A 24,128-nucleotide genomic window follows, 5' to 3' on the forward strand; every position below is an offset into this window, starting at 1 on the left:
AAAAATGAAAACTAAAAATACTACCACAGCACATACTGCAAAAAAATATGCAGTTACCTTGTTAATGGCAATTTTACTACTGCCTTTGACCTCTATGGCACAAGATGTTTTTGCAAAATATGATGGAAACCCAGATGTAACGTATGTAGATATTAAGCCAAAAATGTTTCAAATTTTAGCAAAAATGGATATTGATACCGACGATGCTGAAACCCAAGATTATCTAGAAATGATTAATAGTATTACCAGTTTAAAAGTTCTTGTTACAGGAAAAGTGAGCATTTCAACTGATATTAGTACTTGGGTCGATTCGAAATCTAAGGATTTAGATGAGTTAATGGAGGTTAGAGATGATGGAACCCTTGTTAAGTTCTATGTTAAAGAAGGAAAAGATGCAGACCATGTTGAAGAAGTTTTAATTTTTGTTAACGGTATAAGCAATCATATTAATGATTCTAACACTAAAGCTAAAGGCAAGCAACGACATATTGAAACCGTTTTAGTTTCTTTTACAGGTAATATAGATTTAACGAAAATTAATTTTGATTTAATAGGCGACCAAGTTCAGTTAAAAGAATCTTCGGCTAGCATATTAACCGAAGACAGTATGGTATTCAAAGATTTAAAAGTTTATCCAAATCCTTCACAAGATATAGTGACTATAGATTTACCTTCAGAAATGGCTAATGGTGCCAATGTTACTGTAGTGGATTCTCAAGGAAAGCAATTACAAACTCAGGCTGTAAATGCAAATAAGAATACCATAAATGTTTCCGACTGGCAAGCTGGCGTATATTTAATTCAAATTGAATATGGAGATTCCCGTATTGTAAAACGCTTTGTAAAAAAATAAATTAAACTAATTATATATTAAAAACACTAGAAGTATAATTTTTAAATAGAAAAACAATGAAAACTCTAATAAATAATAAATCAAACTCAATGAAAAAGAATGTAATTTTAGTTGCAATGGCATTATTAATGATGCCGTTAACATCCATGGCACAAGATATTTTTGCCAAGTATGCTGACAACCCAGAAGTAACTTATATCTCTATTAAGCCAAAAATGTTTCAAATGTTAGCAAAGATGGATATTGATACAGATGACCCTGAAACGCAGGAATACATTAAAATGGTAAATAGTATTACTAGCTTTAAAGTAATTACTACAGGAAGCAAATCTATTTCATCAGATGTTACCAATTGGGTAAATAAGCGTAAAAGTGGTTTGGAAGAATTAATGGTAGTGAAGGACGATGGTGTTAACATGACGTTCTATGTTAAAGAAGGTCGTGATTCAGACCACGTTAGTGAATTTTTAATGTTTGTGGATGGTTTGGGAGCCATTACTAAAGATGCAGATATTGAAATGAACGGAAAAAAGCGTGAATTTGAAACCGTAGTTGTATCCTTAACAGGAGATATAGATTTAAATCAGATTTCAAAGCTGACCCAAAAAATGAACATTCAAGGCGGTGAGCACTTGGAGAAAAAGAAACAGTAATTCGAATCACTATATAGATATTATGAAAACATCAATCAAAACATTTTTTTACGGTTTACTAGCAAGTATCTTGCTAGTAAGCTGTAATAATGGACCAACATTGCAAACCTATTTTGTAGATAATCAAGAAGCACCAAATTTTATATCGGCAGATTTACCAACATCTGTTGTAAAGTTGGATGTGGCCAGTTTGTCTGAAGATCAGAAAGAGGCCTACAATTCTTTAAAGAAATTGAATTTCTTGGGTTATAAAATGAGCGACACCAATTCAGATACTTATAAAACAGAATTAGAAAAGGTAAAACTAATTTTACAAGATAAAAAGTATGTTGAGCTTATGGAGTTTAGAGACCAAGCCATGAAGTTTGAAATAAAATACATAGGTGATGATGATTCAGCCGACGAAGTAGTAATTTTTGCCAATTCTCCAGATATGGGTTTCGGAATTATTAGAGTATTAGGTGATGATATGCGGCCAGAAAAAATAGCCACATTGGCCAATGCGGTTCAAAGTGCAGATTTTGATAACATGCAACTAGATGGCATTACAGATTTTTTTAAATAATATCTATTAGTCATAAATAAAAAAAGGGATCAATTTGATCCCTTTTTTTATATCTCGTTTTGATCGGAATTATCTAATTCATCCGTTTGCTCATAAAACTCTTTTTTGCTTTTGATAATTAAAATATTAGCAATAATTACTAAAAAACAAACAACCAGTAAACCAATAACAGCATAGTTATCCAGAATACCAATTATACCACAAGCTGAAAAGCCTAAAGCGACTGTAGCACAAAGAATTAAAGATTGTTTGTCGGTTAGCATAATAACACTAAATACCTGTATAATTACTTGGTGAAATAGCTTTAAGTTCGGTTTTTATTTCTGTTGAGACTTCTAATGTATCAATAAAATTCGAAATGGAATTTTGATTGATCTTTTCATTGGTTCTGGTTAATCCTTTTAAAGCTTCATAAGGATTAGGGTAGCCCTCACGTCTCAATATGGTTTGAATGGCTTCGGCAACAACGGCCCAATTATTTTCTAAATCTTCGGCAAATTTGTCTGCGTTCAATAATAGCTTATTTAAGCCTTTTAAAGTCGATTTAAAACCAATAAGTGTATGGCCAAATGGTACACCAACATTTCGTAAAACAGTGCTATCTGTTAAATCACGCTGTAAACGCGAGATAGGTAGTTTGGCTGATAAATGCTCAAACAACGCATTGGCAATACCTAAATTCCCTTCACTATTTTCAAAATCAATAGGATTAACTTTATGCGGCATGGCAGAGCTACCAACTTCACCAGCTTTAATTTTTTGTTTAAAGTAATCCATAGAAACATACGTCCAGATATCACGATTCAAGTCAATAATAATGGTATTTAAGCGTTTCAAACAGTCAAACAAAGCCGCCATATGATCGTAATGTTCAATTTGAGTGGTAGGGAACGAGTGATACAACCCTAATTTACCTTGTACAAAATCGGCACCAAAAGTTTTCCAATCAATATTTTGATAGGCTACTTTATGAGCATTGAAATTTCCTGTGGCACCACCAAACTTGGCCGCACTTGGTATATCGTTCAATAAATTGAATTGTTCCTTTAAGCGTGTAGTAAAAACGGCAATCTCCTTCCCCAATCGCGTAGGCGATGCTGGTTGACCATGAGTTCTAGCTAACATAGATATTTCTGACCATTCTTCAGAAAGTGCCTGAAGCTTTTCTAATACAGCCATATATTCTGGAACATATACATCGTTCATAGCATCCTTTATACTTAAGGGAATAGCTGTATTATTGATGTCTTGTGAAGTCAAACCAAAGTGGATAAACTCTTTATATTTTGAAATGTTTAAAGCATCAAATTGTTCTTTTATAAAATATTCTACAGCTTTAACATCATGGTTTGTAACTTTTTCAATATCCTTTATGGCAGAAGCGTCAATAGGCGTGAAATTTTTATAAATAGCACGTAAATCATCAAATAGATTTGCATCAAAATCGGCTAGTTGAGGTAGAGGAATTTCACATAAGGCAATAAAATATTCTATTTCAACCTGAACGCGGTATTTTATTAATGCTTCTTCTGAAAAATAAGGTGCTAATTTTTCAACTTTATTTCTATAACGTCCATCAATAGGAGAGATGGCATTTAATGATGATATAGACATGATTTCGCTTTGTTTTTAAAAGATGCAAAGATACTATTTTTAGACTGAAGCATGAAAGGTCAAGTAATAAGATTTATCGTTAACTTTTTGAGCATTTTGATGAAATTCGTCAATTCGAGTAAATTTTACTATTGAAAATAAGTGAAATTTGTATCGAGAATAAGAATTTCAACTCAAATATAGTTCTCGATAATATTTTTCTTACCTCAAAATCACTCGAACTGACGACGAGTTGTATTATTGGATTTTTGCCTTTGGAGGAATTACAACTATTTCATTTTTTAAGTATATTAGGTAATTAAAATTACAACTATGAATAGATATATTTTTTTATTTATAATTTTAGCTTCTGAGTTCACGTTTTACAAGTTTACAAAAAATCAGAACCTTTCACACATACCTATTCGATTGTCGCTCGCGATTTGGTAACGGGAGAAATGGGTGTTGCTGTACAAAGTCATTGGTTTAGCGTAGGCAGTATTGTAACCTACGGAAAAGCTGGCGTTGGCGTAGTAGCTACGCAATCTTTGGTGAACCCAAGTTATGGACCAAAAGGATTGGCTTTAATGGCTGAAGGATTGAGCCCAGAACAAGCATTAAAAGCGTTGCTTGATAATGATTCTGGACAAATATATCGGCAAGTTGCTTTTTTAAATCACAAAGGCGAAGTAGCGACACACACTGGAAGCTTTTGTATAGCTGAAGCTGGTCATAGAAAAGGCAATAACTTTTCGGTACAGGCCAATATGATGTTGAACAACACGGTGTGGGATGCTATGGCTAAAGCTTTTGAAACTGCAACAGGCAGTTTAAGTGAACGTATGTTGGTTGCCATGAAAGCTGCAGAAAAGGAACGCGGAGATATTCGTGGAAAACAGTCTGCTGCTATATTGATCGTTAAGGGCGAATCTACCGGAAATTCTTGGGAAGATACCGTTATGGATTTACGTGTTGAAGATCATGAGAATCCTGTTCAGGAATTGGAACGCTTGATGAAAATCCACAAGGCCTATGATTTTATGAATAGAGGCGATGTGGCCATGGAGCATGGAGATTCAGCAGAAGCGGAAAAACTGTATATGAAAGCCCAAGAGCTATTTCCTGATAATTTGGAAATGAAATATTGGTATGCCATCAATTTGCTTAACAATAAAGAGTTTGATAAAGCAGAGCCTATTTTAAAATCAATTTTTCAGCAAAATAAGGATTGGAAAACATTGACTTCAAGATTGGTTGTGAGTAAATTGTTGCTTGTTACAAATGAAGAAATTCAGAACATTTTAAAATGGTGACATAATGGGACGCATACATTTGTTTGAATTTGAAGATCAAAAATGGTTTCCAAATTTTTTAAGGAATTATGGTACAGACTTTTTACAATTCTTGTCTAATAAAACGAAGCTATATAAACCCGTTATTCCAATTATAAAAAAGGGTTTAAGTAAAGCCGATACCAACCAAATTGTGGATTTAGGTTCAGGTGGCGGTGGTGGATTGTTATGGTTGAATAGTGAATTGATAAAAGACATTCCCGATTTAAAAATTATTCTAACGGATTACTATCCCAATATTCCAGCTTTTGAATACACCAAAAAGCTAGCGAACAATTTTGAATTTATAAGTGTGCCTATCGATGCCAGAAATGTTCCAAAAGAACTTAAAGGATTAAGAACTCAGTTCCTATCATTGCATCATTTTAAACCTCAAGATGCTAGGCAAATTCTCCAAAATGCTGTGGATTCAAATGCCGCAATTGCTATTTTTGAAGCCCAAGAACGGAGTGTTCCCAGTATATTGGCCATGTTGTTTTCCCCTATAAGTGTATGGCTTACCACACCTTTTATAAGACCGTTTAAGCTTGGTCGTATTTTGTTTACTTACCTTATTCCAATAGTTCCACTATTTGTACTGTGGGATGGCGTTGTATCTTCATTACGAACCTATTCAATAAAGGAAATGCAAGAGCTGGTTACAAGTTTGGACAATTCTGATGATTATAATTGGGATATGGGAAAACTAAAGTCCGGTCCAGGTGTTGTTTTGTATATGCTGGGAACTAAAAGATAACTGCTACGGTTTTATTTTTCTCAAAATATGTCGTGCTCTGGCCTTAAATCCTGAACTCTGCATTTGGTAGTCACGTTCCAAGATGAGTGCTAATTCTGGATGAATCCAATCATAATCTTGTCCAAGTAAATAAAGTGTATTCATGGCGTAGGCTTTAGGAGCAATTTTTTCATCATTAATCATATAATCAAAACAGGCTTCAATGATACGCTCTTTATGAATGGGTTTTAAAGCTGTTTTGATTTTATTGTCCGTTTTTGAATAAAAGGCCTTTATTAAGTATTCGCAGACTTTAGCCACTGGACGCACAGCCGAATCCAAATGAACTTTACCAAAGTTTTCTGTAAACGTATCCAAATAAGGAATAGCTGCTTCCAAATTTTCCCCACACATAAACTCAAAAACCCAAGCTGCTCGGCAAGATACCTTATCATCAACCATAAAGAGAATATCCAACAGTTTGGGAATCAAATCTGGATTATCAATAACCAAATCGGCATAGTACAGTCGCTTTTCCCGTGAATGGTTTACATAATTTAATTCTTCGTAAAGTTGCTCTGTAGTCACGAATATTTTCTATTTTTAAAATCTAAAAATACATAAAATGAAACTTTTCAAGAAACTCTTACTCATACTATTAGCAGCATTTATAATCGCACAATTTTTTGGTCCAGAAAAGAACGATGGCGATTTGGCCATTAATGCCTTTTTAAACGATACCAATCCGCCACAGGATGTTGAAGCTATTTTAAAGGAAAGCTGTTATGATTGCCACAGTAATGCTACACGATATCCTTGGTATAATAATATTACACCAGTTAACTATTGGTTGGCAGACCACGTAAAGCATGGTAAGGGGCATTTTAATGTATCGATTTGGGATGACTATTCTACCAAGAAAAAAGACCACAAGTTGGAGGAGTTGATTGAAATGGTTGAAGAAAAAGAAATGCCATTAAATTCCTATACGTGGACACATGGTGAGGCTAAATTGACCGATGCACAAATTCAGTCGGTTATTAATTGGGCGCAAGCTGTACGCGTAAAATATGGTTTAGAGCCAAAACCAGAATAATCCATGTTCAGGTTGCTCATCATAGGCTACGTCTGGCCAGAACCCAAGAGTTCTGCGGCTGGGAGTAGGATGATGCAGCTTATAGAAACGTTTCAATTGCTAGATTATCAAACAACCTTTGCTAGTCCTTGTGAAAAGCGCAAGCAAGCATTTGATTTGGAATCTATAGGAATTTCTCAAAAGTCAATTGAAGTGAATTCCAGTACTTTTGATGAGTTTGTAACGGAACTGAACCCAGACGTTGTATTGTTTGACCGTTTTATGATGGAAGAACAATTTGGTTGGCGTGTTTCTGAAAATTGCCCGAGTGCGTTACGAATTCTCGATACCGAAGATTTGCACGGACTCCGAAAAGGCAGACACCAAGCTTTTAAAGACCAAAAGCTTTTTGAGAGGACCTATTTATTGAACGATACCTTTAAACGAGAATTGGCAAGTATTTACCGAAGTGATTTAAGTTTGATTATTTCAGAATACGAAATGGATTTGTTGGTTCATGACTTGCATATTGATAAATCACTGTTGGCTTATCTACCCTTTATGGAAGATAGGCTAGAAGATGAGGTCATAGCACAACTTCCTAATTTTGAAGCACGGCAGCATTTTATAACCATTGGTAACTTTTTACACGAACCCAATTATCAAGCGGTTTTGTATCTCAAAAAAAATATTTGGCCATTAATCAGAAAACAATTGCCCAAAGCAGAAATGCATGTATATGGAGCCTATGCTTTACAAAAAGTCCTGCAACTACATAATGAAAGGGAAGGATTTATCATCAAGGGTTTTGCTGATGATGTTGATCGAGTCATGCAACATGCTAAAGTGTGTTTGGCACCATTACAATTTGGCGCAGGACTAAAAGGCAAGTTGATTGATGCTATGAAAAATGGTACACCATGTATCATGAGCACCATTGCTGCCGAAGGTATGTTTGGGAATTTAGAATCTAATGGTTTTATAGAAGAAAATCCTACAGATTTTGCCAATAAGGCTGTACAACTCTGTACTGATGAAAACCAATGGAAAACCAAACAACAGAATGGCTTTAAGGTTCTAAATACACGATTTAATAAGGAAACTAATCAAAAAGAATTTATAGCACGATTACAACAATTGCAAGAGAATTTAGAAAACCATAGGCTTAACAATTCTATTGGGCAGATGTTACAGCATCAAACTTTACAAAGCACAAAGTATATGAGTAAATGGATTGAGGAGAAGAATCGCCCCTGAAAATTATGAGTTTCGTTTACGTTTTGTGTATGTGCAGCAACCGATTTTAAGCGATTACTTTTTCAAATTACATATAGTTTAATTAAATGAAAAAGCGGTTTGAATTAGGACCCAAATCGCTATTGCTCTTACACATTGTTGTGCTTACTACTTCTTTTATTTTTTTGTTTTCTTATAGATTTTTATCATTTTTCCAAAATCCTTGTCCTTTCTCCGTTTTTCGGCTACAGTTGATTCATAATGTTCTTTCTCTCTTTCCATTTTTATAAAGTTTTCAAAATGCGATATCTCTATTTGTCCATTATCAATAGCTAGTTGAACTGCACAATCTGATTCAGAAGTGTGTGTGCAATCTGAAAACTTACAATTTTGGGCAAAGTCATATATTTTTTCAAATGTACTTTCAATTCCTTGTACACCGTCCGTAATACCGACTTCTCGCATTCCTGGATTGTCAATAAGTATGGCTCCATTTATCATGGGAATTAATTCACGATGTGTTGTAACGTGTTTACCTCTATCAATGCTTTCGCTAATAGTGGCTGTTTTCATTCGACTTCCTCCAATCAAGTTGTTAATCAAGGATGATTTTCCCACACCTGATGAACCAAGAAGACAATATGTCTTTCCTTTGTAGAGAAGTTTTTTCAATTTATCAATTCCAACCTTTGTTTCATTACTTACGTGGATAAGAGGAACACTTTCAATTCTGATTTTTATTTTATTCAGCAAATCATTCAAGTTATGCGCGTCCGTTAAGTCTGTTTTAGTAATAACAATTATTGGCTCAATTTTAGAACTGTAGCACAGAGTTAAATATCGTTCCAATCGGTTAATGCTAAAATCTCTATTAACGGATTGCACAATCAAGCAATAATCAATATTGCTGGCAATTATTTGTAACTCACCAAATTTGTTCACAGCTTGTCTGGATAGAATAGAAAGTCTAGGTAGAATGCTATGAATAATTGCAAAATTGGGTTCATAATTTATTAGAGAAACCCAATCTCCAACGGCTGGAAAGTCTTTACGACTTTTGGCAGAAAACCTTAAATTTCCCGTAATCTCTGCTTCAAATTCATCTTTTTCATTCTTTACAATGTACCTTTCCTTGTGTTCGGCTATTACACGACCAATTTCAAAACCCTCAAGATTATTATCGAGTCTTAATTTTTGGAAGTAATCATTATATCCTAAATCTTGAAGTGTCATATTTCTTTGATATTCTTAATTTACTTTCCTAGTTTAATTTAATGACTTTGGTTCTTTTGTTTAACAAAATTTCAAACCGATTCAATTCTTCTATGTTTTTTATTTCATAGTGCATTGGAATAGTAACTTTAGGTCGAATCTTATTTACAATTTTGGCAGCTTCCTCTCCATTCATAGTTAGATTATCTCCTCCAATTGGAACCAAAGCGACATCAATATCATTTAGGTCTTCCAATTCAGTGATATAGTCTGTATCTCCTGCATGGTATATTTTTAGACCATTTTTTAATGTGAGAACATAGCCTACATTATCTTGCGATTTAGGGTGTGCTTTAATCCATAAAAAAACTGATTTTGTATTGTATGCAAAAGTTGTCGCGATGCTTAAACCCTCAAGTTCTAGTTGATGATTAGGCTTTACGACTTGGATTTTATTTTCGAAATCTAACAGTTTTTTTGAAACGCCCTTTGAACAAATAATCGTTGTTTCATCTTTTAAAAGACTTTTTATATCTTCAAAAGAGAAATGGTCTGGATGAGCATGTGTTATCAAAATATAGTCTGCATACTCGGCATTCTCAAGTCCTACAGGATCGATGTAAATAACCATATCATCAACTTTAATCTGAAAACTTGAAGGGAAAAAGTGAGACTTGTTTACTTTGATTGCTCCCCAAGTTTTTATCTTACTGTTTTTTCCAATTGTTACTTGTTGCAGAATTGGATTTCTCTTTTCGCTTATTGTTATTTTAACCACAGTGCAGCCTTGATTAATTATTAATGCTATACAAAGCAACAACATGTGTAACTTGTGAAACTCCATGTCTAATCTGCCTTTCAGACAAAATTAGAGAAGCTGTACGTAAGATTTTAGACGTTTCCGTCTAATTGACCTTTAAAGAGAAAAACCATTTGCCGAATATCAGCAAAGTATGACTTTAGCCAAGACTCGTTTAGGGTCTCGTCTGTAATTTGAAGATAAAAATTCTCCAAACTAAGATGTAAAACCATTTGTGCTAAAGCACTATTCTCTGATAAGGAAATTATGTTTTTCCATACAGGGAGTAACCCCTGAACGGAAAATTGCATGATACGATCAAGGTATTCTTTGAATAAAGGGTGGTTTCTATGGATTCTAAGTTGACGGTTAAATAATAAGTCAGTTTTATGTTCAATGATAATGGATATTAATTCTTCTTCATTCTTTGCATTTGATTCTTTTGTTGAAATATTTTTTGCTCGACTTAAGTGAAACTCCAATAAACTTTCCGTAAAAACTTCTAAATCAGCAAACAAATGATAAAATGAAGATTTATTTTTCCCGACTTCTTTAGATAATCTTTCTATCTTAAGTCCTTTTGGACCTTCATGAGCAAAACATTTATAGCCTATTTCTAACCATTTTTTTTCTATTTCTCTCATTTAAAAACAAAGAAAAATTCTAGATGATTTATATTCATTGAATGAGGTTTTTTGTATTAAGCAAAACGTACTGATATGAATTGTTGGAATTAATTATATCAGGCGTAAACGAAGTTAGTAGTTTAAATTGATAAAGTCAAATGATATGCAGTACTGTTTTTAACAATAGGAATTCCTTATGGAATTAGCTATCTTTCAAATCGTTAATTATTAATCAACCAACTATTCTTTATGAAATCCACAAAAAGAAAAGCAACGATATTTCTATTTCTTATTACATGTTGCATTAGCCAGTTTCAAGCACAAGTTACCTCACAACAAATAGATTCTATTGTTAATTATGCTATGACCAAGTTTAATGTGGCTGGTTGTGCGGTTGCAGTTGTAAAGGATGGTGACATTCTGCATGAAAAAGGTTATGGTGTAAAATCCATTGAAACCAAAGCACCAGTTAACGAACATACCAACTTTGCCATTGCGTCCAACAGCAAGGCTTTTACCACAGCGGCTTTGGCTATTTTGGTTGAAGAAGGTAAAATAAACTGGAGCGACAAGGTTAAAGACCATATTCCAGAATTCACCATGTATAATGATTATGTTGAGGAAAATTTTAATATTGTGGATTTGGTCACACACCGCAGCGGATTGGGATTAGGCGCAGGTGACCTCATGTTTTTTCCACAAGGCAGCGATTTTACCATGGACGATTTGTTGTCAAGTTTTCAGCACTTGAAACAAGAGTCAGCTTTTAGAACCAAATGGGATTATGACAACCTGTTGTATTTAGTAGCTGGTGAGCTTATTGCCCGAAAAAGTGGTATGACTTGGGAAGCTTTTGTGGAAAGCCGAATTTTTAAGCCATTGGGTATGGACAATACCTATGGAGCGTTGGCAAACATTAAAGACACCAGTAATCTATCGGCTTCACATTCCACAGAACAAGGTGATATTAGAATTATTCCAACCTTTGAAGAAATGATAAATGGAGCAGCAGGTGGTATTTTCTCTAATGTGAATGATTTATCCCAATGGATGTTACTACAATTAAACAAAGGTAAATATGGTGATAAATTAAGCAGCCAATTATTCAATCAAGCCAATCATAACAATATGTGGAAAATCCATTCGGTCATGGATGTTAATCGTAATCCACGTTACAATTCACACTTTTCGGGTTATGGTTTGGGTTGGTTTTTGTCTGATGTTAAAGGCAATATGAAGGTAGAACACACAGGAGGTTTGCCAGGTATGTTATCGCAAACCATTTTAATTCCTGATATGAATTTGGGAATCGTTATTTTAACCAATACCAGTAATGATGGTGGTGCTATGTTTTCTGCCATATCCAATACCGTTTTGGACATGTATTTTGAGTTGGATGACTTTAAGTGGATTGACAAGTATGCAGCCTATATGAAATCGTTTAAAAGCGGTGACGATGCTGCAACAAATAAGGTTTGGGAAGCTGTAGCCAATATGGATCAAGATGCCGTTGATAAAAGCAAATACATAGGCGTGTACCAAGATGTTTGGTTTGGTAAAATTGAAGTGTTCGAGAAAGATAATCAGTTATGGATTAAGTGTCATCGGTCTCCATTATTAAATGGTCCATTGAAACAATACAAGGAAGAAACCTTTGCCATTAAATGGGAATATCAAGATATGAATGCCGATGCCTTTGCCATGTTCACAATAGATGAAAATGGAAAAGCCAATGGTTTTACTATGAAAGGTATTTCACCTAACATCGATTTTAGTTTCGATTTTCAGGATTTGGACCTTAAACGTATTGACTAATGGTTTCAGCATTACGAAAAATCAGAAAAAAATTGCTGGAGCAGAATAGAGCACAGCGCTATTTCTTCTATGCCATTGGGGAAATTGTTCTAGTGGTAATAGGTATTCTTATAGCCTTACAGATTAATACATGGAATAAAGAGAAACAAAATAGGGTTCATGAAAAAACCATTTTGAAGAATCTAAAAGAAGATTTAGAAATTCAAAAAGAACTTTTGCAAGAGCAAATAGACTATGAGCTAGTAGTTATAGCACAAATAGATTCAGCAAAAACATTTGTTCCTGATGAAGGTGATAAATCTATTTTAAAAAGGATTTTTTCTGATTTAGCAGGAAGGCATACCTTTAAAGCTAATCGAGCCACTTTTAATAATATGATTTCCAGCGGCAGTATTAACCTTATTATAAATGAAGATTTACAAAATAACATTATACGTTATTTTCAGCGTTTAGATTATGTAGAGTCTGTTGTCAATAATAATAATTTGTATATGATGGATGCGAATTTTGGCTTATTTGTGGCGAATAATGGTCTTGGCCTTGAAGTGGATGACAATAATAAAGTTTTAGCTAAAACAAAATTTAATGACAAACATAAAGCAACTGTTTTCGCTCAATTAGAATACAGATTCAATAGTTCTGAAAGTATTAAAAATTTAAGTGAAATGTTACTAGAATTAACAAACGGTTTAATCCAGAATATTGAACAGTATTTAAATTAGTTTTATTTGTTCAATAGCATAACCAACACCAACAGTTGCGGGTTGAGCAATTACGGTTAGATTTTTCGTGCTTCCTATGGCCGGTTTTGGGTCTATAAAATAGGTTGGTGTGCCATTGGGTACATAATACATTAAACTAGCAGCAGGATACACTTGCATACTAGTGCCAATTATCATTAAGATATCTGCTGTTGCACATACTTCAATGGCTTTTTCAATCATAGGAACGGCTTCGCCAAACCAAACTATATTCGGTCGCATTTGGTAACCTTTTTGACAGACATCACCCAAAACCAAATCGGTTTTCCAATTGGCAATATCTGTTTCATTGTAAGTGCTTCTAGCTTTTAATAGTTCACCATGTAAGTGTAAAACGTTAGAACTTCCTGCGCGTTCGTGTAAATCATCTACATTTTGGGTAACAATAGATACACTATACTCGTTTTCAAGTTTGGCTAAATCATAATGGGCAGCATTTGGTTCAACTTCCAGTAATTGCCTGCGTCTTTGGTTGTAAAACTCTAAAACCAATTCCGGATTTTTGGCAAAACCTTCTGGTGAAGCCACTTCCATAACATCGTGACCTTCCCAAAGTCCGTTGGCATCTCTAAAAGTTTTTAATCCACTTTCGGCACTCATGCCTGCTCCAGTAAGTACTACAATATGCTTCATAGCTTAAAATTATAAAAATTACGAGATAATAATTAATAACTTATTTGGTTTTATAGTATAAATTGTAAATTTAGAGTGTTATTAAATAATTTATGAAGAAATCTATATTACTACTGTTTTCTGTTGCCACAATTCTATTTACCAATTGTGCGAGTGATGAAAATTCAATTCCTATCGATTCAAGATTAACGTACATTGAGTATGATTTAAGTGCTGTGGAAAACCCAATTGTTACGGGTTATGTACGCTTTGTTAAAAATGAAGACCTATCCATTACTGCACAAGTTATATTATCCGGATTAGATACTAATAATGGTAATCATCCTGCCCATATTCATTATGAAACGGCAGTTGAAGGAGGTTCTGTCGCCATTACATTAGACCCAGTTAATAGTAATACAGGAAGAAGTACCACAATATTTACAGCCTTAGATGATGGTACACCTATAACTTATGAAGAGCTTATAATCTTTAATGGTCATCTAAATGTGCATGTAAGCTCCAATAATTTAGATTCGCTTTTAGCTCAAGGCGATATAGGAGAAAATGATTTAACCGGAAACACAAAAACATATGCTTTAAGCGATGTAGAAATGTCTGGAATAAGTGGTACGGCAAAATTTTCAGAACGTGAAAATGGAGAGGCACTAGCGGTTATTGAGTTAACCAATACGGCTAATGGGACTATGCTACCGGTTCATATTCACAATAATACAGCTCTTGAAGGCGGAGCAGTGGTTTTTACATTTAATAATTTAAATGGCGATACAGGTATTAGTAAAACAAATGTCTCACAATTGGACGATGGTACCGAGTTTGGCTTTACAGATATTGCCGAATATGATGGCCATATAAATGTGCATTTGGATCCTGCAAATTTGCAAACCATAGTATCGAATGGTGATATTGGTGAAAACGAATTAACGGGAGCTGCACTAGCATACCCATTAAATGAGGTTGATGTACCCGGAATTCAAGGTACTGCAACATTTTATCAAAGAAACAATGGAACGGCATTAGCTGTTATCACACTAGAGAATGCAGTGTCTGGGTCTTCTTACCCAAGCCATATACATGCTAATGATTTTGCAACAACAGGACCAATTATTTTTACATTTAATAATGTAGAAGGTGATACGGGAGTTAGCGAAACAAATGTTGAATTGCTTGATGATGGCACACCATTTGGCTATGATGAAGTAGAAACTGTAAATGGATATATAAATGTGCATTTAAGTGATACGCAATTGGATGTTTTGGTTGCTCAAGGTAACATAGGTTCAAATAATTAGATGGTAGATTTAGCATTATTGGAACATTTGGAAGGCTATTTAACTGAAAATAGAAAAGCCAGATTCCAAAATGTATTATCACAGCGTACTAAACATTTTACAGTAGCTATAGAAGACGTTTATCAACTCCATAACACCAGTGCAGTAATTAGAAGCTGTGATGTTTTTGGTATACAGGAAGTCAACATTATTGAAGAGATAAACAGTAAGCGAATAGATCGTGAGATTGCCATGGGAGCCCAAAAATGGGTCGATTTAAACCGTTATAATAATGTAAAGGGCTGTTTGTCCAGTTTGCGAAACCAAGGCTATCAAATTGTAGCTACAACACCACATACAAACGATTGTTTCCTTCAAGATTTTGATGTTAGCAAAAAGTCCTGTTTCTTTTTTGGTCGTGAGACCGAAGGATTGTCACAAGAAGTTTTAGATCAAGCCGATTGCTATGTTAAGATTCCGATGTATGGTTTTACAGAGAGTTTAAACATTTCTGTATCAGCAGCTATTTTACTTCAAGATGTTACCACACGTTTAAAAAAATCTACAATTAATTGGGAATTGACCGAAAGCGAAAAGCAAGAAAAACGTTTGGATTGGATAAAAAAGACTGTTAAAAGTTATGATGATATTGTTAAAAGATTTTATAATCAATAAATGATTTAGTAGTTTTAGAATAACCAACTAACATTTTATTCTTATGATTATTATCTATATCCTATTAGGGCTCTTGGCTCTAATTCTAGTTTTGGCCTTGGTAGCTCCTAGAAATTATGAAGTTAATCGAAGTGTAGTTATCAATAAACCAGTTCCGGAAGTTTTCAGTTATATTAAACATGTTAAAAATCAAAATGATTGGTCGCCTTGGAAACAGAAAGACCCAAACATGAAGCAAGAGTTTGTTGGTACCGATGGCGAAATTGGTTTCATTTCCAAGTGGGAAGGTAACAAAGAAGTAGGGACAGGTGAACAGGAAATACTACATATAGACGAAAACCAACGAATGGAAACACAGCTGCGGTTTTTTAAACCTTGGAAATCGGAATCTGTAGGTTATTTTACTGTTGAAGAACTTGAGCCCAATCAAACTAAAGTAGTTTGGGGCTTTAAAGGTGTAAATCCAATACCATTTAATATTATGATGCTCTTTTTTAATTTTGAAAAGGCTGTCGGTAAGGATTTTGAAGAAGGATTAGCTAAATTAAAAACTGTTTTAGAACATTAAAATTATGGAAAATAATATGGTTGGCTGGTTTGAAATACCAGTATCAGACATGGATAGAGCGAAGGCTTTTTATGAAGCTGTATTTAAAATTGATATTCACGTCGTAGATTTTGGTGGTATATTAATGGGTTGGTTTCCAGACAGAGGTCAGGTGCCAGGGGCTCAAGGTACCTTAATAAAACAAGAATCTTATATACCAAGTCAAGAAGGTACGTTGGTGTATTTTATTTCTGATAATGTACAAAACGAATTAGATAGAATTGAAGCAGCAGGCGGTAAAATCTATCAGTCTAAAACCCAAATTTCTCCTGAACATGGATACATGGGTGTTTTTATAGATACTGAAGGCAATCGTGTGGCGTTACACTCTAGAGCTTAATGTAATATTAACCTCTACTTCGGCTACGACTTAATACTTTGTATTCTTCGTAGCATTCGCTTATGGCATCAAGTAGTTGTAAATCGTTAGCCGAATTTATAAAGTCTGCCGAATAGTTGCATTGTCTTACTATTTCATCTAAATCTACCTTGTCAACTTGTAATAATACCATGAGCATTTCGCGGTCGTAACGAGAAGCCAACAGATTACGAATTTCATCGTCTTGTTTCATCTGTTTTAGCTTTTTCATTTCATTTCCTTTTTTACCAAACATGTTATGCAAGAAGTCGGCAGGATTAAAAATGGCGCCTAAAACTTTGTTTACGGCATTAGATCTATTGACTGCCTCATAACCTGTAGACGGTAGTCCAGAAATTCTATAGCGATAATTGGTGTTAATAGGTACTTGCTGGATATCGAGTTCTAAAAAGCCAGTTAGTCGGAATTCGTTTATTACAACTTCTTCTAAAGCTAAAGCCAATTCGGTTAATTGAATAGTTGAACTACCAAATTTAATCCAGTCGTTTGTTACTCTAACTTTTATGGATTTAAACCCTAAATACGAAAAATGCAGCGTATCGTTAGGTTGAGCAGAAAGTTTAAATTCCCCTTTATCGTTCGTTGTCGTACCAATAACTTGAGTAAGGTTAACAATATTTACACCTTCTAACGGACTTGCCTCTGAAGCATTAATTACTTTTCCTTTAACAAAAGTTTCTTCTTGTGAAAAGCCAAAAGCAGATACAAGTATAAACGTAAGTAGGAAGAAGCAATTTTTCATTTCGACTAAATTAGGGATAAAAGTACTAAACAAAAAAATAGATATGGCTTTTATCCCTTAATTTGACTAAAAATTAACAATTGGTTTATCGTCTTGAACGTCTGGGTCTTGAAGAACCTGAAGACGTTCTAGTTTCAGAACGTCTAGGTTTATTATCAGATTTACGTCTACTGTTTCTTCTATCGCCTCTAGGTTTGTCATCACGTCTACGTTTGCCGCCATCACGACGCCTTTTACCGCGACTGGTACTTCTGCCTTTGTCTTCGCTAACTTCAACATTTACAAAACGACCGTTGTGTTTAAAATCGGTAAAGAATGCCAATACCTTTTCTTGTAACTTACTTTCGGTGGTAAAGAAGGAGAAACTTTCTTTTACATCAACTTTAAAAACATCGTCACGACCCAACTCTAAAATTTCTTTAAGGAAATCTTTCAATTTCATCCAATCGTAGCCATCTTTTTTACCCACATTTATAAAGTATCGGGTATTGTCACCTGAATCACCAGGGCGATTACTTGAGGCGTCGGCTGAAATGTTTAAGTCATGAGATTTCTGATAGTAATTAAAGAAACGCGTAAACTCAACCGAAAAGAATTTTTTAATCAATTCGTCTTTACTGGTATCTTCAAAAAGTTGATTGATACTATCTAAATATTTATCAATTTCATGGTTTACTTCAGTATTGTGTACTTTATTGGCCAAGGACATTAATTGGACTTCGCAGATTTCCATACCGTTTGGAATGTCCTTCTTTACAAAGTCTTTTTTAATGATGCGTTCAATACTTTTAATTTTACGTACTTCACTTTTAGATACAATAACCATGGAAACTCCCGTCTTACCGGCACGACCTGTACGGCCACTACGGTGGGTATAGGTTTCTATTTCATCAGGTAATTGATAGTTGATAACATGCGTAATATCATCAACGTCAATACCACGAGCAGCAACATCTGTAGCTACCAACATTTGAATTTGCTTGTTACGGAATGCTTTCATTACCAAATCACGTTGATTTTGACTTAAATCACCATGTAGAGCACCAGCACTATAACCATCTTCAATGAGTTTTTCGGCAACTTTTTGGGTGTCGCGTTTAGTACGACAGAAAATCACTGAAAAGATATCAGGGTTGGCATCAGCCAATCGTTTTAAGGCTAAATAACGGTCTCTGGCATTTACCAAATAGTATTCGTGAGAAACCTGATCACTACCCACGTTTTTAGTACCTACGGTTATTTCAACCGGTTGGTGCATGAATTTTTTGGCAATGGTTGCCACTTCTTTTGGCATAGTAGCCGAAAACAACCAGGTATTTTTTTCTTGTGGTGTATGCGAAAGGATATCGGTGATATCTTCATAGAATCCCATGTTCAGCATTTCATCAGCTTCATCTAAAACTGAATATTCAATTTTAGAGATATCCACCAAACGACGACTGATCATATCTTTCATACGGCCAGGAGTGGCCACAATGATTTGTGCCCCTTTTTTAACGTCTTTAGCTTGTTCGGTAATACTGGCACCACCATAAATGGCAACCACATGTAAGCCTTTGCAATGTTTACCATATTGTTTGAGTTCATTGGTGATTTGTAAACAAAGTTCACGCGTAGGCGATAGGATTAAGCCTTGTGTGGTACGACTATCCATCTGGATTTTTTGTAACATCGGGAAACCGAAGGCTGCCGTTTTACCAGTTCCGGTTTGTGCCAATGCCACTAAATCGGTGTCTTGGTTTAATAAAATAGGGATAGCTTGTTCTTGTACATCACTTGGGGTTTCAAAACCCATGTCATTAATAGCTTGTAATAGGTCTTGGTTAAGACCTAAATCTTGGAATGTGTTCATTCTTAAATGTAAGTATTCGATTATGTTATAAGGTGTTACAACAGAAGCGAATCGACATACTTAAACCTAAACTTCTTGGTAACACATCCTCACCCTGAGGAATACGAAATACAAACCGCTGTATTTCAGTGGGCAAAGATACACTTTTATTTGAGAAGTGGTTTCACTTACAATTAAAGAATGCAATAATGACTTGTTTTTATTATTAAAATAAGTAAAAAACATCTTTTTAATTTCTTATAAATCCATAGAATGGACCATCCGTATCAACATAACTAAATGTGAAATCAAAAAATTCAATGTCAAAAGCATTATCACCTTCAACGTCGAAAGCAAAACCCGTCCAACGGCGATTACCAATTTTGAATAATTTATATGGGATATCAGCGCCATTAACATTATGATGCGTTTCTAAAAATTCATATCCATATTCACCATTGGTGAAATATAATGACGGATCATCATTACCAGTTACTGTTACAGTGCCATTTGATTTAAAATCAAAAATGATTTCATCATTTGAATAATCAAATTCATTTGGAGGCGATGACACACGAAAAATATATATGAGTTTCCACTCACCAAGTATTCGAACTTCGGGTTCAATGGTTTGTGGGGTGCTTTCAGTATTATCATCATCACTACTACATGACAGTAAAATCAAGAAAACAGATAGTATATATAATACGTTTTTCATAACGTTGGTTTATTAGTAGATGCTCAAAACACAATTGGGTTGCGTCAAAAAATCAAAAAAGTCTTTTTAATTATGATAAGCCGTATTATGCGCCAAAGTATTACCGCAAGCACCACAATTTCCGGCAGATGCAGCTCCTCCAACACAACCGTTGCTACAAGTGTAATGCCATACACCAGCTGCATTTTGCCCACTTTGTGCTGTAGTGTTCGTTGTTGTACTAGTTGGTGAATTATTGGTATTGGTATTGTTGTGATAGGCCTGATTATGTGCTAAAGCAGTACCACAGGAACTACAATTACCTGCAGCAGCAGCGCCACCAGCACAACCATTAGGACAGGTATAATGATATAAACCACTGGTGTTTTGTGCAGTCGTGTTTTGCTTTGCAGGAGCATCAAAAACCTGTAGCGGTTGAAGTTCAGTTTCTTGGGAGGCTTCTTGAGGTGCTTCGGTTTTGTCCTTACAACCTAAAGTAGAAAAAGAAAGGGCAAGGAGTAGTATGGTAAATGGCTTGAAGTATTTCATAACAGGTTCTTTAAGGTGTTTATTTAATTCCTGGATAATATAAGCTTTTTTATTACATGATGATTAATAGTTGCTCAAAAAAGCTACCAATTGTTGTATGGCTTTACCACGATGACTTACTTTGTTTTTTTCTTCTAGAGCAATTTCTGCAAAGGTTTTAGTGTAACCTTCAGCTTTAAAAATCGGGTCGTATCCAAATCCTTTATCGCCGTGTTTTTCTTGAGTAATTTCGCCTTTACAAATCCCAGTAAAGGTTTTTAGATCGTTGTTAAGGTGTAGAGCAATTACTGTTTTAAATTGGGCATTTCGGTTTGTTTTTTTGTGTAAGTTATCTAATAATAGATTCATGTTATCTTCAGCATGACGTTGCTCACCGGCATATCGTGCCGAGAAGACTCCAGGCTCACCATTTAGGGCTTCTACTTCTAAACCGGTATCATCTGCAAAGCAATCGTAACCATATTTTGTTTTTATGTGCTCGGCTTTTTGAATAGCATTGCCTTCTATGGTATTTTGCGTTTCAGGAATATCCACTTCGCAGCCAATATCCTTTAAGCTTAAAAGCTTTATATGTGATGGGATAAGCCTTTGTACTTCGGTGAGTTTATTTAAATTATTGGTTGCGAAAACAAGTTGCATATTAATTGAATTAATGTAATTTTAGCTTTTTGAGAGGTTTTAACGAAATAATTTTTATCAAATTTAGTTGTTTTGCATAATATGATTCACAGAATTATTATTCTTTTTACGGTAAGTTTTATTTCTTTTTCAAGTCATTCCCAAATTAAGAAAGATAAAGACTCTCTAAATTTAATTGATGTTGTTGATTCACTGTTCATTGATCACGATATTAGTAATTATTCCCTACGGTTATTTTCAAATTATAAAGTAAAACAGTTTAGATTAAAAAATGGAGATACCAAATCGCGCTATGTACCCAATAACCGTTATGGACTGGGTTTTGGTTTTGCGAGCAGTAAAGTATTAATAGATATTGCATTTAATATAAAAACGGCGAATAAGGAGGCTACCAACCGTTTTGATGCTCAAGGAACCATTATTGTTGGTAAGCACCATTATGCTAATGGTTTTATTCAATCGTACAAAGGATTTAATGTTAAAAACAACTTTGGGGAACCAACCGTTTTTAGAGACGATATTAAGTCTATTACAGTAGGTTTTAATTACTTATATACCTTGTCTGAAATTGAATTTTCATATTCACTCTTAAAGGCAGGTTTGGCAAAGCGTAATAAAAATATTTATATAACAGGAGGTTTAGGTGTTTTTGGCGTTTATGATTATTTTTCTTCAAATGATGATATCCTGCCCCCAAATGGCGAGTTATTTTATAATGAACAAGCAGAAATTAAACGGTATAATAGTATTGCTGTTGGTGTGTTAGCTGGATTTTTATCGGTTTTTATGTTACCTAAAAATTTTGTTGCAACCTGTAATATTATGCCAGGAGTGGCGCTCATGAATAAAAGTGTCACTTTAGAAGATGAGAATTATAAACCATCAAAACCCATGCTTTATAAATTGGATTTCACACTCGCTCTAGGGTATAATGTTAAGCGGTATTATATTAACCTGATCTATGGTGCCGAAACCTATTCAACTCAATTGGGTTATGATAATAGGTATAGCTTTTACCTGTCCAAGGCTAAATTGGCTTTTGGTTATAAATTGGGAGTTAATAAAAAACGGAAAAAATAGTCTAGTTTTTATATTGTATTTTTACTAGCATGAAAAAATCTTTTTTCAATATTTTAAAAAACCGTCAAATTTGGAAGTCGTTTGTGGCCTATCCTGCTGCGGCATTTATTATACTTCAGGCTGTCGATTTTTTTATTGTTAAGTATGGGCTTAATCCAAAAATGCTCTCGCTGACTTTAATTCTGCTTTTTGGTGGATTTATTATTTCTATAATTTGGAATTGGAAGCATGGTGAAAAAGGCGAGCAAAAATTCACAAACCAAGAGCGTTTTATTTATTTGGCAATAATTATTACAACCATTACTATTGGATGTTATTTTTGGTTGTCAACACCGCAAAATAACCCATCTGTTGTGAATTCAGATTCGCTGAATGATAACAGAAGGCTAGCTGTTTTACCATTTGAGAATCATTCAGTTGAGAAGTCTTTAGTTTATTTATCGGATGGCATTCCGGAAAATTTGATAAATCGATTATCGAAAATGACTAATTTGAGAGTGTTAGCCAGAAATTCTACGTTTATTCTTGAAGAGTCAGACAGAAATACCTCTGGTGTAAAAAACAAATTAAATGCAGATTTAATGCTTATTGGTAAACTGGAATCTGTAGATGAAAAAATTGTAGTTAATTGTCAATTAATAGATGTTTATGATGATATTCAAATATGGGGTGATAAGATAGTTTATGAAGATAATGATGTTATTAAATTAGAAGATAATATTGCAGCATCCTTATTAAAATCTTTGCCGAGTTCAATTAAAAAGGATGCCATATCGAGAATTAGTAAAAAAAGCAGCAGTCCAGAGGCTCAATCACATTATATGAAAGGCAGAGCTTTAAGTTATGGGTCTACTAAAAAAGAGGCAGAAAAAGCCCTAAACCATTTTAGGGAAGCTATCGAAATAGACCCTCAATTTGTCCCAGCATATGTTGCTATAGCTAATGAGAAGATTATTCAAGCCATGTTTTCAACAGCTACAAGGGATGAAATTTTTAATGAGTCTAGAATGGCCGTTCAAACTGCTTTGGCTCTAGATCCATCATATTCTCAAACTTATGTAGTAGAAGGAGGTATTAATTTCTATGGCGATTTTGATTGGGAAGGTGCAGAAGATTCCTATAAAAAAGCGATTGATTTAGATTCATTAAACGTTGATGCTTTAATTAGGTATTCCGCCTTTCTGGTAGCAATGAAAAAGTATGATAAAGCTATCGAGTATGCAGAAAAAGCCATTTTATTGGATCCAATTTCTATATCAAGTCTCCATAATTTAGGATGGGTTAATCTGGTGTCAGGCAATTTTAAAAAATCAGAAGACTCATTTAGTGAGGCTTTGAGCATTCACCCTAATTGGGCTTGGGGTTACATTAAAAGAGCTTATGCAAGATTGTATCAAAATAAATGTGATTTGGTTTTAGAAGATATGGAGAAGGCTAGAGAATTGGTAGGTGAATGGAGTAGTGAATTAATAGAGCATACCTTTGTAGAAATGTACTCTAAATGTGGTGAGGAAAATGTAAAGAAAAATGCCATTAATACTTTTTTAAGTAGAGTAGATGAGTCGAATTATAAAGATCCTGTTGCAGTAAGTTTAGTGTATTTGGACAAGGGAGATTTAGACACGTTTTTTTATTGGGTTGAAAAAAGTATAACTGAAAAGGCTCCAAGCGTTTATTTATATAATTTAGATGTTTTTTTCAGTGAAGAAATATGGAATAACCCAAGATTTATTGCATTGAAAAGTCAATTAAACTTCCCAGAATAAATAA

Annotated in this window: 27 protein-coding genes; 15 read left to right on the forward strand and 12 right to left on the reverse strand. The window is 34.4% G+C overall.

Annotated features, from left to right (window positions below):
- Nucleotides 1-4 precede the first annotated feature (4 nt).
- From K7G76_RS14865 to K7G76_RS14875, 3 genes are all read left to right on the forward strand, one after another.
- Complete coding sequence (locus tag K7G76_RS14865) at nucleotides 5-853, forward strand: DUF4252 domain-containing protein (RefSeq protein WP_223035000.1); 849 nt, start codon at nucleotides 5-7, stop codon at nucleotides 851-853.
- An 89-nt stretch (nucleotides 854-942) separates the two neighbouring features.
- Nucleotides 943-1,506, forward strand: a complete 564-nt coding sequence (locus K7G76_RS14870) for a DUF4252 domain-containing protein (protein ID WP_223035001.1) — start codon at nucleotides 943-945, stop codon at nucleotides 1,504-1,506.
- A 22-nt stretch (nucleotides 1,507-1,528) separates the two neighbouring features.
- Nucleotides 1,529-2,071: a DUF4252 domain-containing protein gene (locus tag K7G76_RS14875; protein ID WP_223035002.1), complete on the forward strand. Its 543-nt coding sequence runs from the start codon at nucleotides 1,529-1,531 to the stop codon at nucleotides 2,069-2,071.
- A gap of 47 nt (nucleotides 2,072-2,118) precedes the next feature.
- On the opposite strand, the gene K7G76_RS14880 is transcribed toward K7G76_RS14875, so the two are convergent.
- Together K7G76_RS14880 and purB are read right to left on the reverse strand one after the other, a co-directional pair.
- Complete coding sequence (locus K7G76_RS14880) at nucleotides 2,119-2,334, reverse strand: hypothetical protein (protein WP_223035003.1); 216 nt, start codon at nucleotides 2,332-2,334, stop codon at nucleotides 2,119-2,121.
- A 7-nt stretch (nucleotides 2,335-2,341) separates the two neighbouring features.
- Nucleotides 2,342-3,685, reverse strand: a complete 1,344-nt coding sequence (gene purB / locus K7G76_RS14885; RefSeq protein WP_223035004.1) for an adenylosuccinate lyase — start codon at nucleotides 3,683-3,685, stop codon at nucleotides 2,342-2,344.
- Between the two features lie 437 nt (nucleotides 3,686-4,122).
- Here purB and K7G76_RS14890 point away from each other — a divergent pair, with 437 nt between their 5' ends.
- Both K7G76_RS14890 and K7G76_RS14895 read left to right on the forward strand, forming a co-directional pair.
- Entirely contained in the window at nucleotides 4,123-4,977 is an 855-nt protein-coding gene (locus tag K7G76_RS14890) for a DUF1028 domain-containing protein (protein WP_223035005.1), read from the forward strand.
- Nucleotides 4,978-4,981: 4 nt separating this feature from the next.
- Nucleotides 4,982-5,752, forward strand: coding sequence for a hypothetical protein (locus tag K7G76_RS14895; RefSeq protein ID WP_223035006.1), 771 nt, complete (start codon nucleotides 4,982-4,984; stop codon nucleotides 5,750-5,752).
- 3 nt (nucleotides 5,753-5,755) lie between these two features.
- Here K7G76_RS14895 and K7G76_RS14900 read toward each other — a convergent pair whose 3' ends face one another.
- The gene (locus K7G76_RS14900; protein WP_223035007.1) at nucleotides 5,756-6,319 is read right to left on the reverse strand and encodes an adenylosuccinate lyase; all 564 of its coding nucleotides are present in this window, start codon (nucleotides 6,317-6,319) and stop codon (nucleotides 5,756-5,758) included.
- Between the two features lie 37 nt (nucleotides 6,320-6,356).
- Here K7G76_RS14900 and K7G76_RS14905 point away from each other — a divergent pair, with 37 nt between their 5' ends.
- Complete coding sequence (locus K7G76_RS14905; protein ID WP_223035008.1) at nucleotides 6,357-6,827, forward strand: heme-binding domain-containing protein; 471 nt, start codon at nucleotides 6,357-6,359, stop codon at nucleotides 6,825-6,827.
- A 3-nt stretch (nucleotides 6,828-6,830) separates the two neighbouring features.
- On the forward strand, nucleotides 6,831-8,063 hold the full coding sequence (locus K7G76_RS14910; RefSeq protein WP_223035009.1) for a glycosyltransferase: 1,233 nt from the start codon (nucleotides 6,831-6,833) through the stop codon (nucleotides 8,061-8,063).
- Between the two features lie 156 nt (nucleotides 8,064-8,219).
- Here the strand turns inward: K7G76_RS14910 and rsgA are convergent, their stop codons facing one another.
- The 3 genes from rsgA to K7G76_RS14925 are packed head-to-tail and all read right to left on the reverse strand — an operon-like array spanning nucleotide 8,220 to nucleotide 10,697.
- Complete coding sequence (gene rsgA, locus K7G76_RS14915) at nucleotides 8,220-9,275, reverse strand: ribosome small subunit-dependent GTPase A (RefSeq protein WP_223035010.1); 1,056 nt, start codon at nucleotides 9,273-9,275, stop codon at nucleotides 8,220-8,222.
- Nucleotides 9,276-9,303: 28 nt separating this feature from the next.
- Nucleotides 9,304-10,098 carry an MBL fold metallo-hydrolase gene (locus tag K7G76_RS14920; RefSeq protein ID WP_223035011.1) on the reverse strand — a complete coding sequence of 265 codons (795 nt, stop codon included), beginning with the start codon at nucleotides 10,096-10,098 and terminating at the stop codon, nucleotides 9,304-9,306.
- 47 nt (nucleotides 10,099-10,145) lie between these two features.
- A complete protein-coding gene (locus K7G76_RS14925; RefSeq protein ID WP_223035012.1) occupies nucleotides 10,146-10,697 on the reverse strand; it encodes a TetR/AcrR family transcriptional regulator in 552 nt (183 codons plus the stop codon).
- Nucleotides 10,698-10,928: 231 nt separating this feature from the next.
- On the opposite strand from K7G76_RS14925, the gene K7G76_RS14930 reads away from it, so the two are divergent.
- Both K7G76_RS14930 and K7G76_RS14935 read left to right on the forward strand, forming a co-directional pair.
- On the forward strand, nucleotides 10,929-12,494 hold the full coding sequence (locus K7G76_RS14930) for a serine hydrolase (RefSeq protein WP_223035013.1): 1,566 nt from the start codon (nucleotides 10,929-10,931) through the stop codon (nucleotides 12,492-12,494).
- On the forward strand, nucleotides 12,494-13,216 hold the full coding sequence (locus K7G76_RS14935) for a DUF6090 family protein (RefSeq protein WP_223035014.1): 723 nt from the start codon (nucleotides 12,494-12,496) through the stop codon (nucleotides 13,214-13,216). The genes K7G76_RS14930 and K7G76_RS14935 overlap by 1 nt, the downstream gene beginning before the upstream one ends.
- On the opposite strand, the gene K7G76_RS14940 is transcribed toward K7G76_RS14935, so the two are convergent.
- On the reverse strand, nucleotides 13,208-13,888 hold the full coding sequence (locus tag K7G76_RS14940; protein WP_223035015.1) for an SIR2 family NAD-dependent protein deacylase: 681 nt from the start codon (nucleotides 13,886-13,888) through the stop codon (nucleotides 13,208-13,210). The two genes, K7G76_RS14935 and K7G76_RS14940, sit on opposite strands and share 9 nt — an antisense overlap.
- 92 nt (nucleotides 13,889-13,980) lie before the next feature.
- Between K7G76_RS14940 and K7G76_RS14945 the strand changes: the two genes are divergently transcribed.
- Genes K7G76_RS14945 through K7G76_RS14960 form a run of 4 tightly spaced genes read left to right on the forward strand, consistent with a single transcriptional unit; the run spans nucleotide 13,981 to nucleotide 16,781 of the window.
- Nucleotides 13,981-15,180 (forward strand): CHRD domain-containing protein, encoded by a 1,200-nt coding sequence (locus K7G76_RS14945; RefSeq protein ID WP_223035016.1) that lies wholly within the window; start codon nucleotides 13,981-13,983, stop codon nucleotides 15,178-15,180.
- Complete coding sequence (locus tag K7G76_RS14950) at nucleotides 15,181-15,834, forward strand: TrmH family RNA methyltransferase (RefSeq protein ID WP_223035017.1); 654 nt, start codon at nucleotides 15,181-15,183, stop codon at nucleotides 15,832-15,834. It abuts the gene before it with no gap.
- Between the two features lie 43 nt (nucleotides 15,835-15,877).
- A complete protein-coding gene (locus tag K7G76_RS14955) occupies nucleotides 15,878-16,402 on the forward strand; it encodes an SRPBCC family protein (RefSeq protein WP_223035018.1) in 525 nt (174 codons plus the stop codon).
- Nucleotides 16,403-16,406: 4 nt separating this feature from the next.
- Nucleotides 16,407-16,781 carry a VOC family protein gene (locus tag K7G76_RS14960; RefSeq protein ID WP_223035019.1) on the forward strand — a complete coding sequence of 125 codons (375 nt, stop codon included), beginning with the start codon at nucleotides 16,407-16,409 and terminating at the stop codon, nucleotides 16,779-16,781.
- A 7-nt stretch (nucleotides 16,782-16,788) separates the two neighbouring features.
- Here the strand turns inward: K7G76_RS14960 and K7G76_RS14965 are convergent, their stop codons facing one another.
- The 5 genes from K7G76_RS14965 to K7G76_RS14985 all read right to left on the reverse strand — a co-directional run bounded on the left by K7G76_RS14965 (nucleotide 16,789) and on the right by K7G76_RS14985 (nucleotide 21,278).
- On the reverse strand, nucleotides 16,789-17,562 hold the full coding sequence (locus tag K7G76_RS14965) for a carboxypeptidase-like regulatory domain-containing protein (RefSeq protein ID WP_223035020.1): 774 nt from the start codon (nucleotides 17,560-17,562) through the stop codon (nucleotides 16,789-16,791).
- 85 nt (nucleotides 17,563-17,647) lie between these two features.
- Entirely contained in the window at nucleotides 17,648-19,414 is a 1,767-nt protein-coding gene (locus K7G76_RS14970) for a DEAD/DEAH box helicase (RefSeq protein ID WP_223035021.1), read from the reverse strand.
- 229 nt (nucleotides 19,415-19,643) lie between these two features.
- Nucleotides 19,644-20,111, reverse strand: coding sequence for a hypothetical protein (locus tag K7G76_RS14975; protein WP_223035022.1), 468 nt, complete (start codon nucleotides 20,109-20,111; stop codon nucleotides 19,644-19,646).
- A 66-nt stretch (nucleotides 20,112-20,177) separates the two neighbouring features.
- On the reverse strand, nucleotides 20,178-20,639 hold the full coding sequence (locus K7G76_RS14980; protein WP_223035023.1) for a hypothetical protein: 462 nt from the start codon (nucleotides 20,637-20,639) through the stop codon (nucleotides 20,178-20,180).
- Between the two features lie 63 nt (nucleotides 20,640-20,702).
- On the reverse strand, nucleotides 20,703-21,278 hold the full coding sequence (locus K7G76_RS14985; RefSeq protein WP_223035024.1) for a non-canonical purine NTP diphosphatase: 576 nt from the start codon (nucleotides 21,276-21,278) through the stop codon (nucleotides 20,703-20,705).
- Nucleotides 21,279-21,359: 81 nt separating this feature from the next.
- Here K7G76_RS14985 and K7G76_RS14990 point away from each other — a divergent pair, with 81 nt between their 5' ends.
- Both K7G76_RS14990 and K7G76_RS14995 read left to right on the forward strand, forming a co-directional pair.
- A complete protein-coding gene (locus K7G76_RS14990; RefSeq protein WP_223035025.1) occupies nucleotides 21,360-22,358 on the forward strand; it encodes a DUF4421 family protein in 999 nt (332 codons plus the stop codon).
- A 29-nt stretch (nucleotides 22,359-22,387) separates the two neighbouring features.
- Nucleotides 22,388-24,124, forward strand: coding sequence for a tetratricopeptide repeat protein (locus tag K7G76_RS14995; protein ID WP_223035026.1), 1,737 nt, complete (start codon nucleotides 22,388-22,390; stop codon nucleotides 24,122-24,124).
- Nucleotides 24,125-24,128 lie beyond the last annotated feature (4 nt).

Source organism: Hanstruepera marina, from assembly GCF_019880635.1.
GTDB classification, from domain to species: domain Bacteria; phylum Bacteroidota; class Bacteroidia; order Flavobacteriales; family Flavobacteriaceae; genus Hanstruepera; species Hanstruepera marina.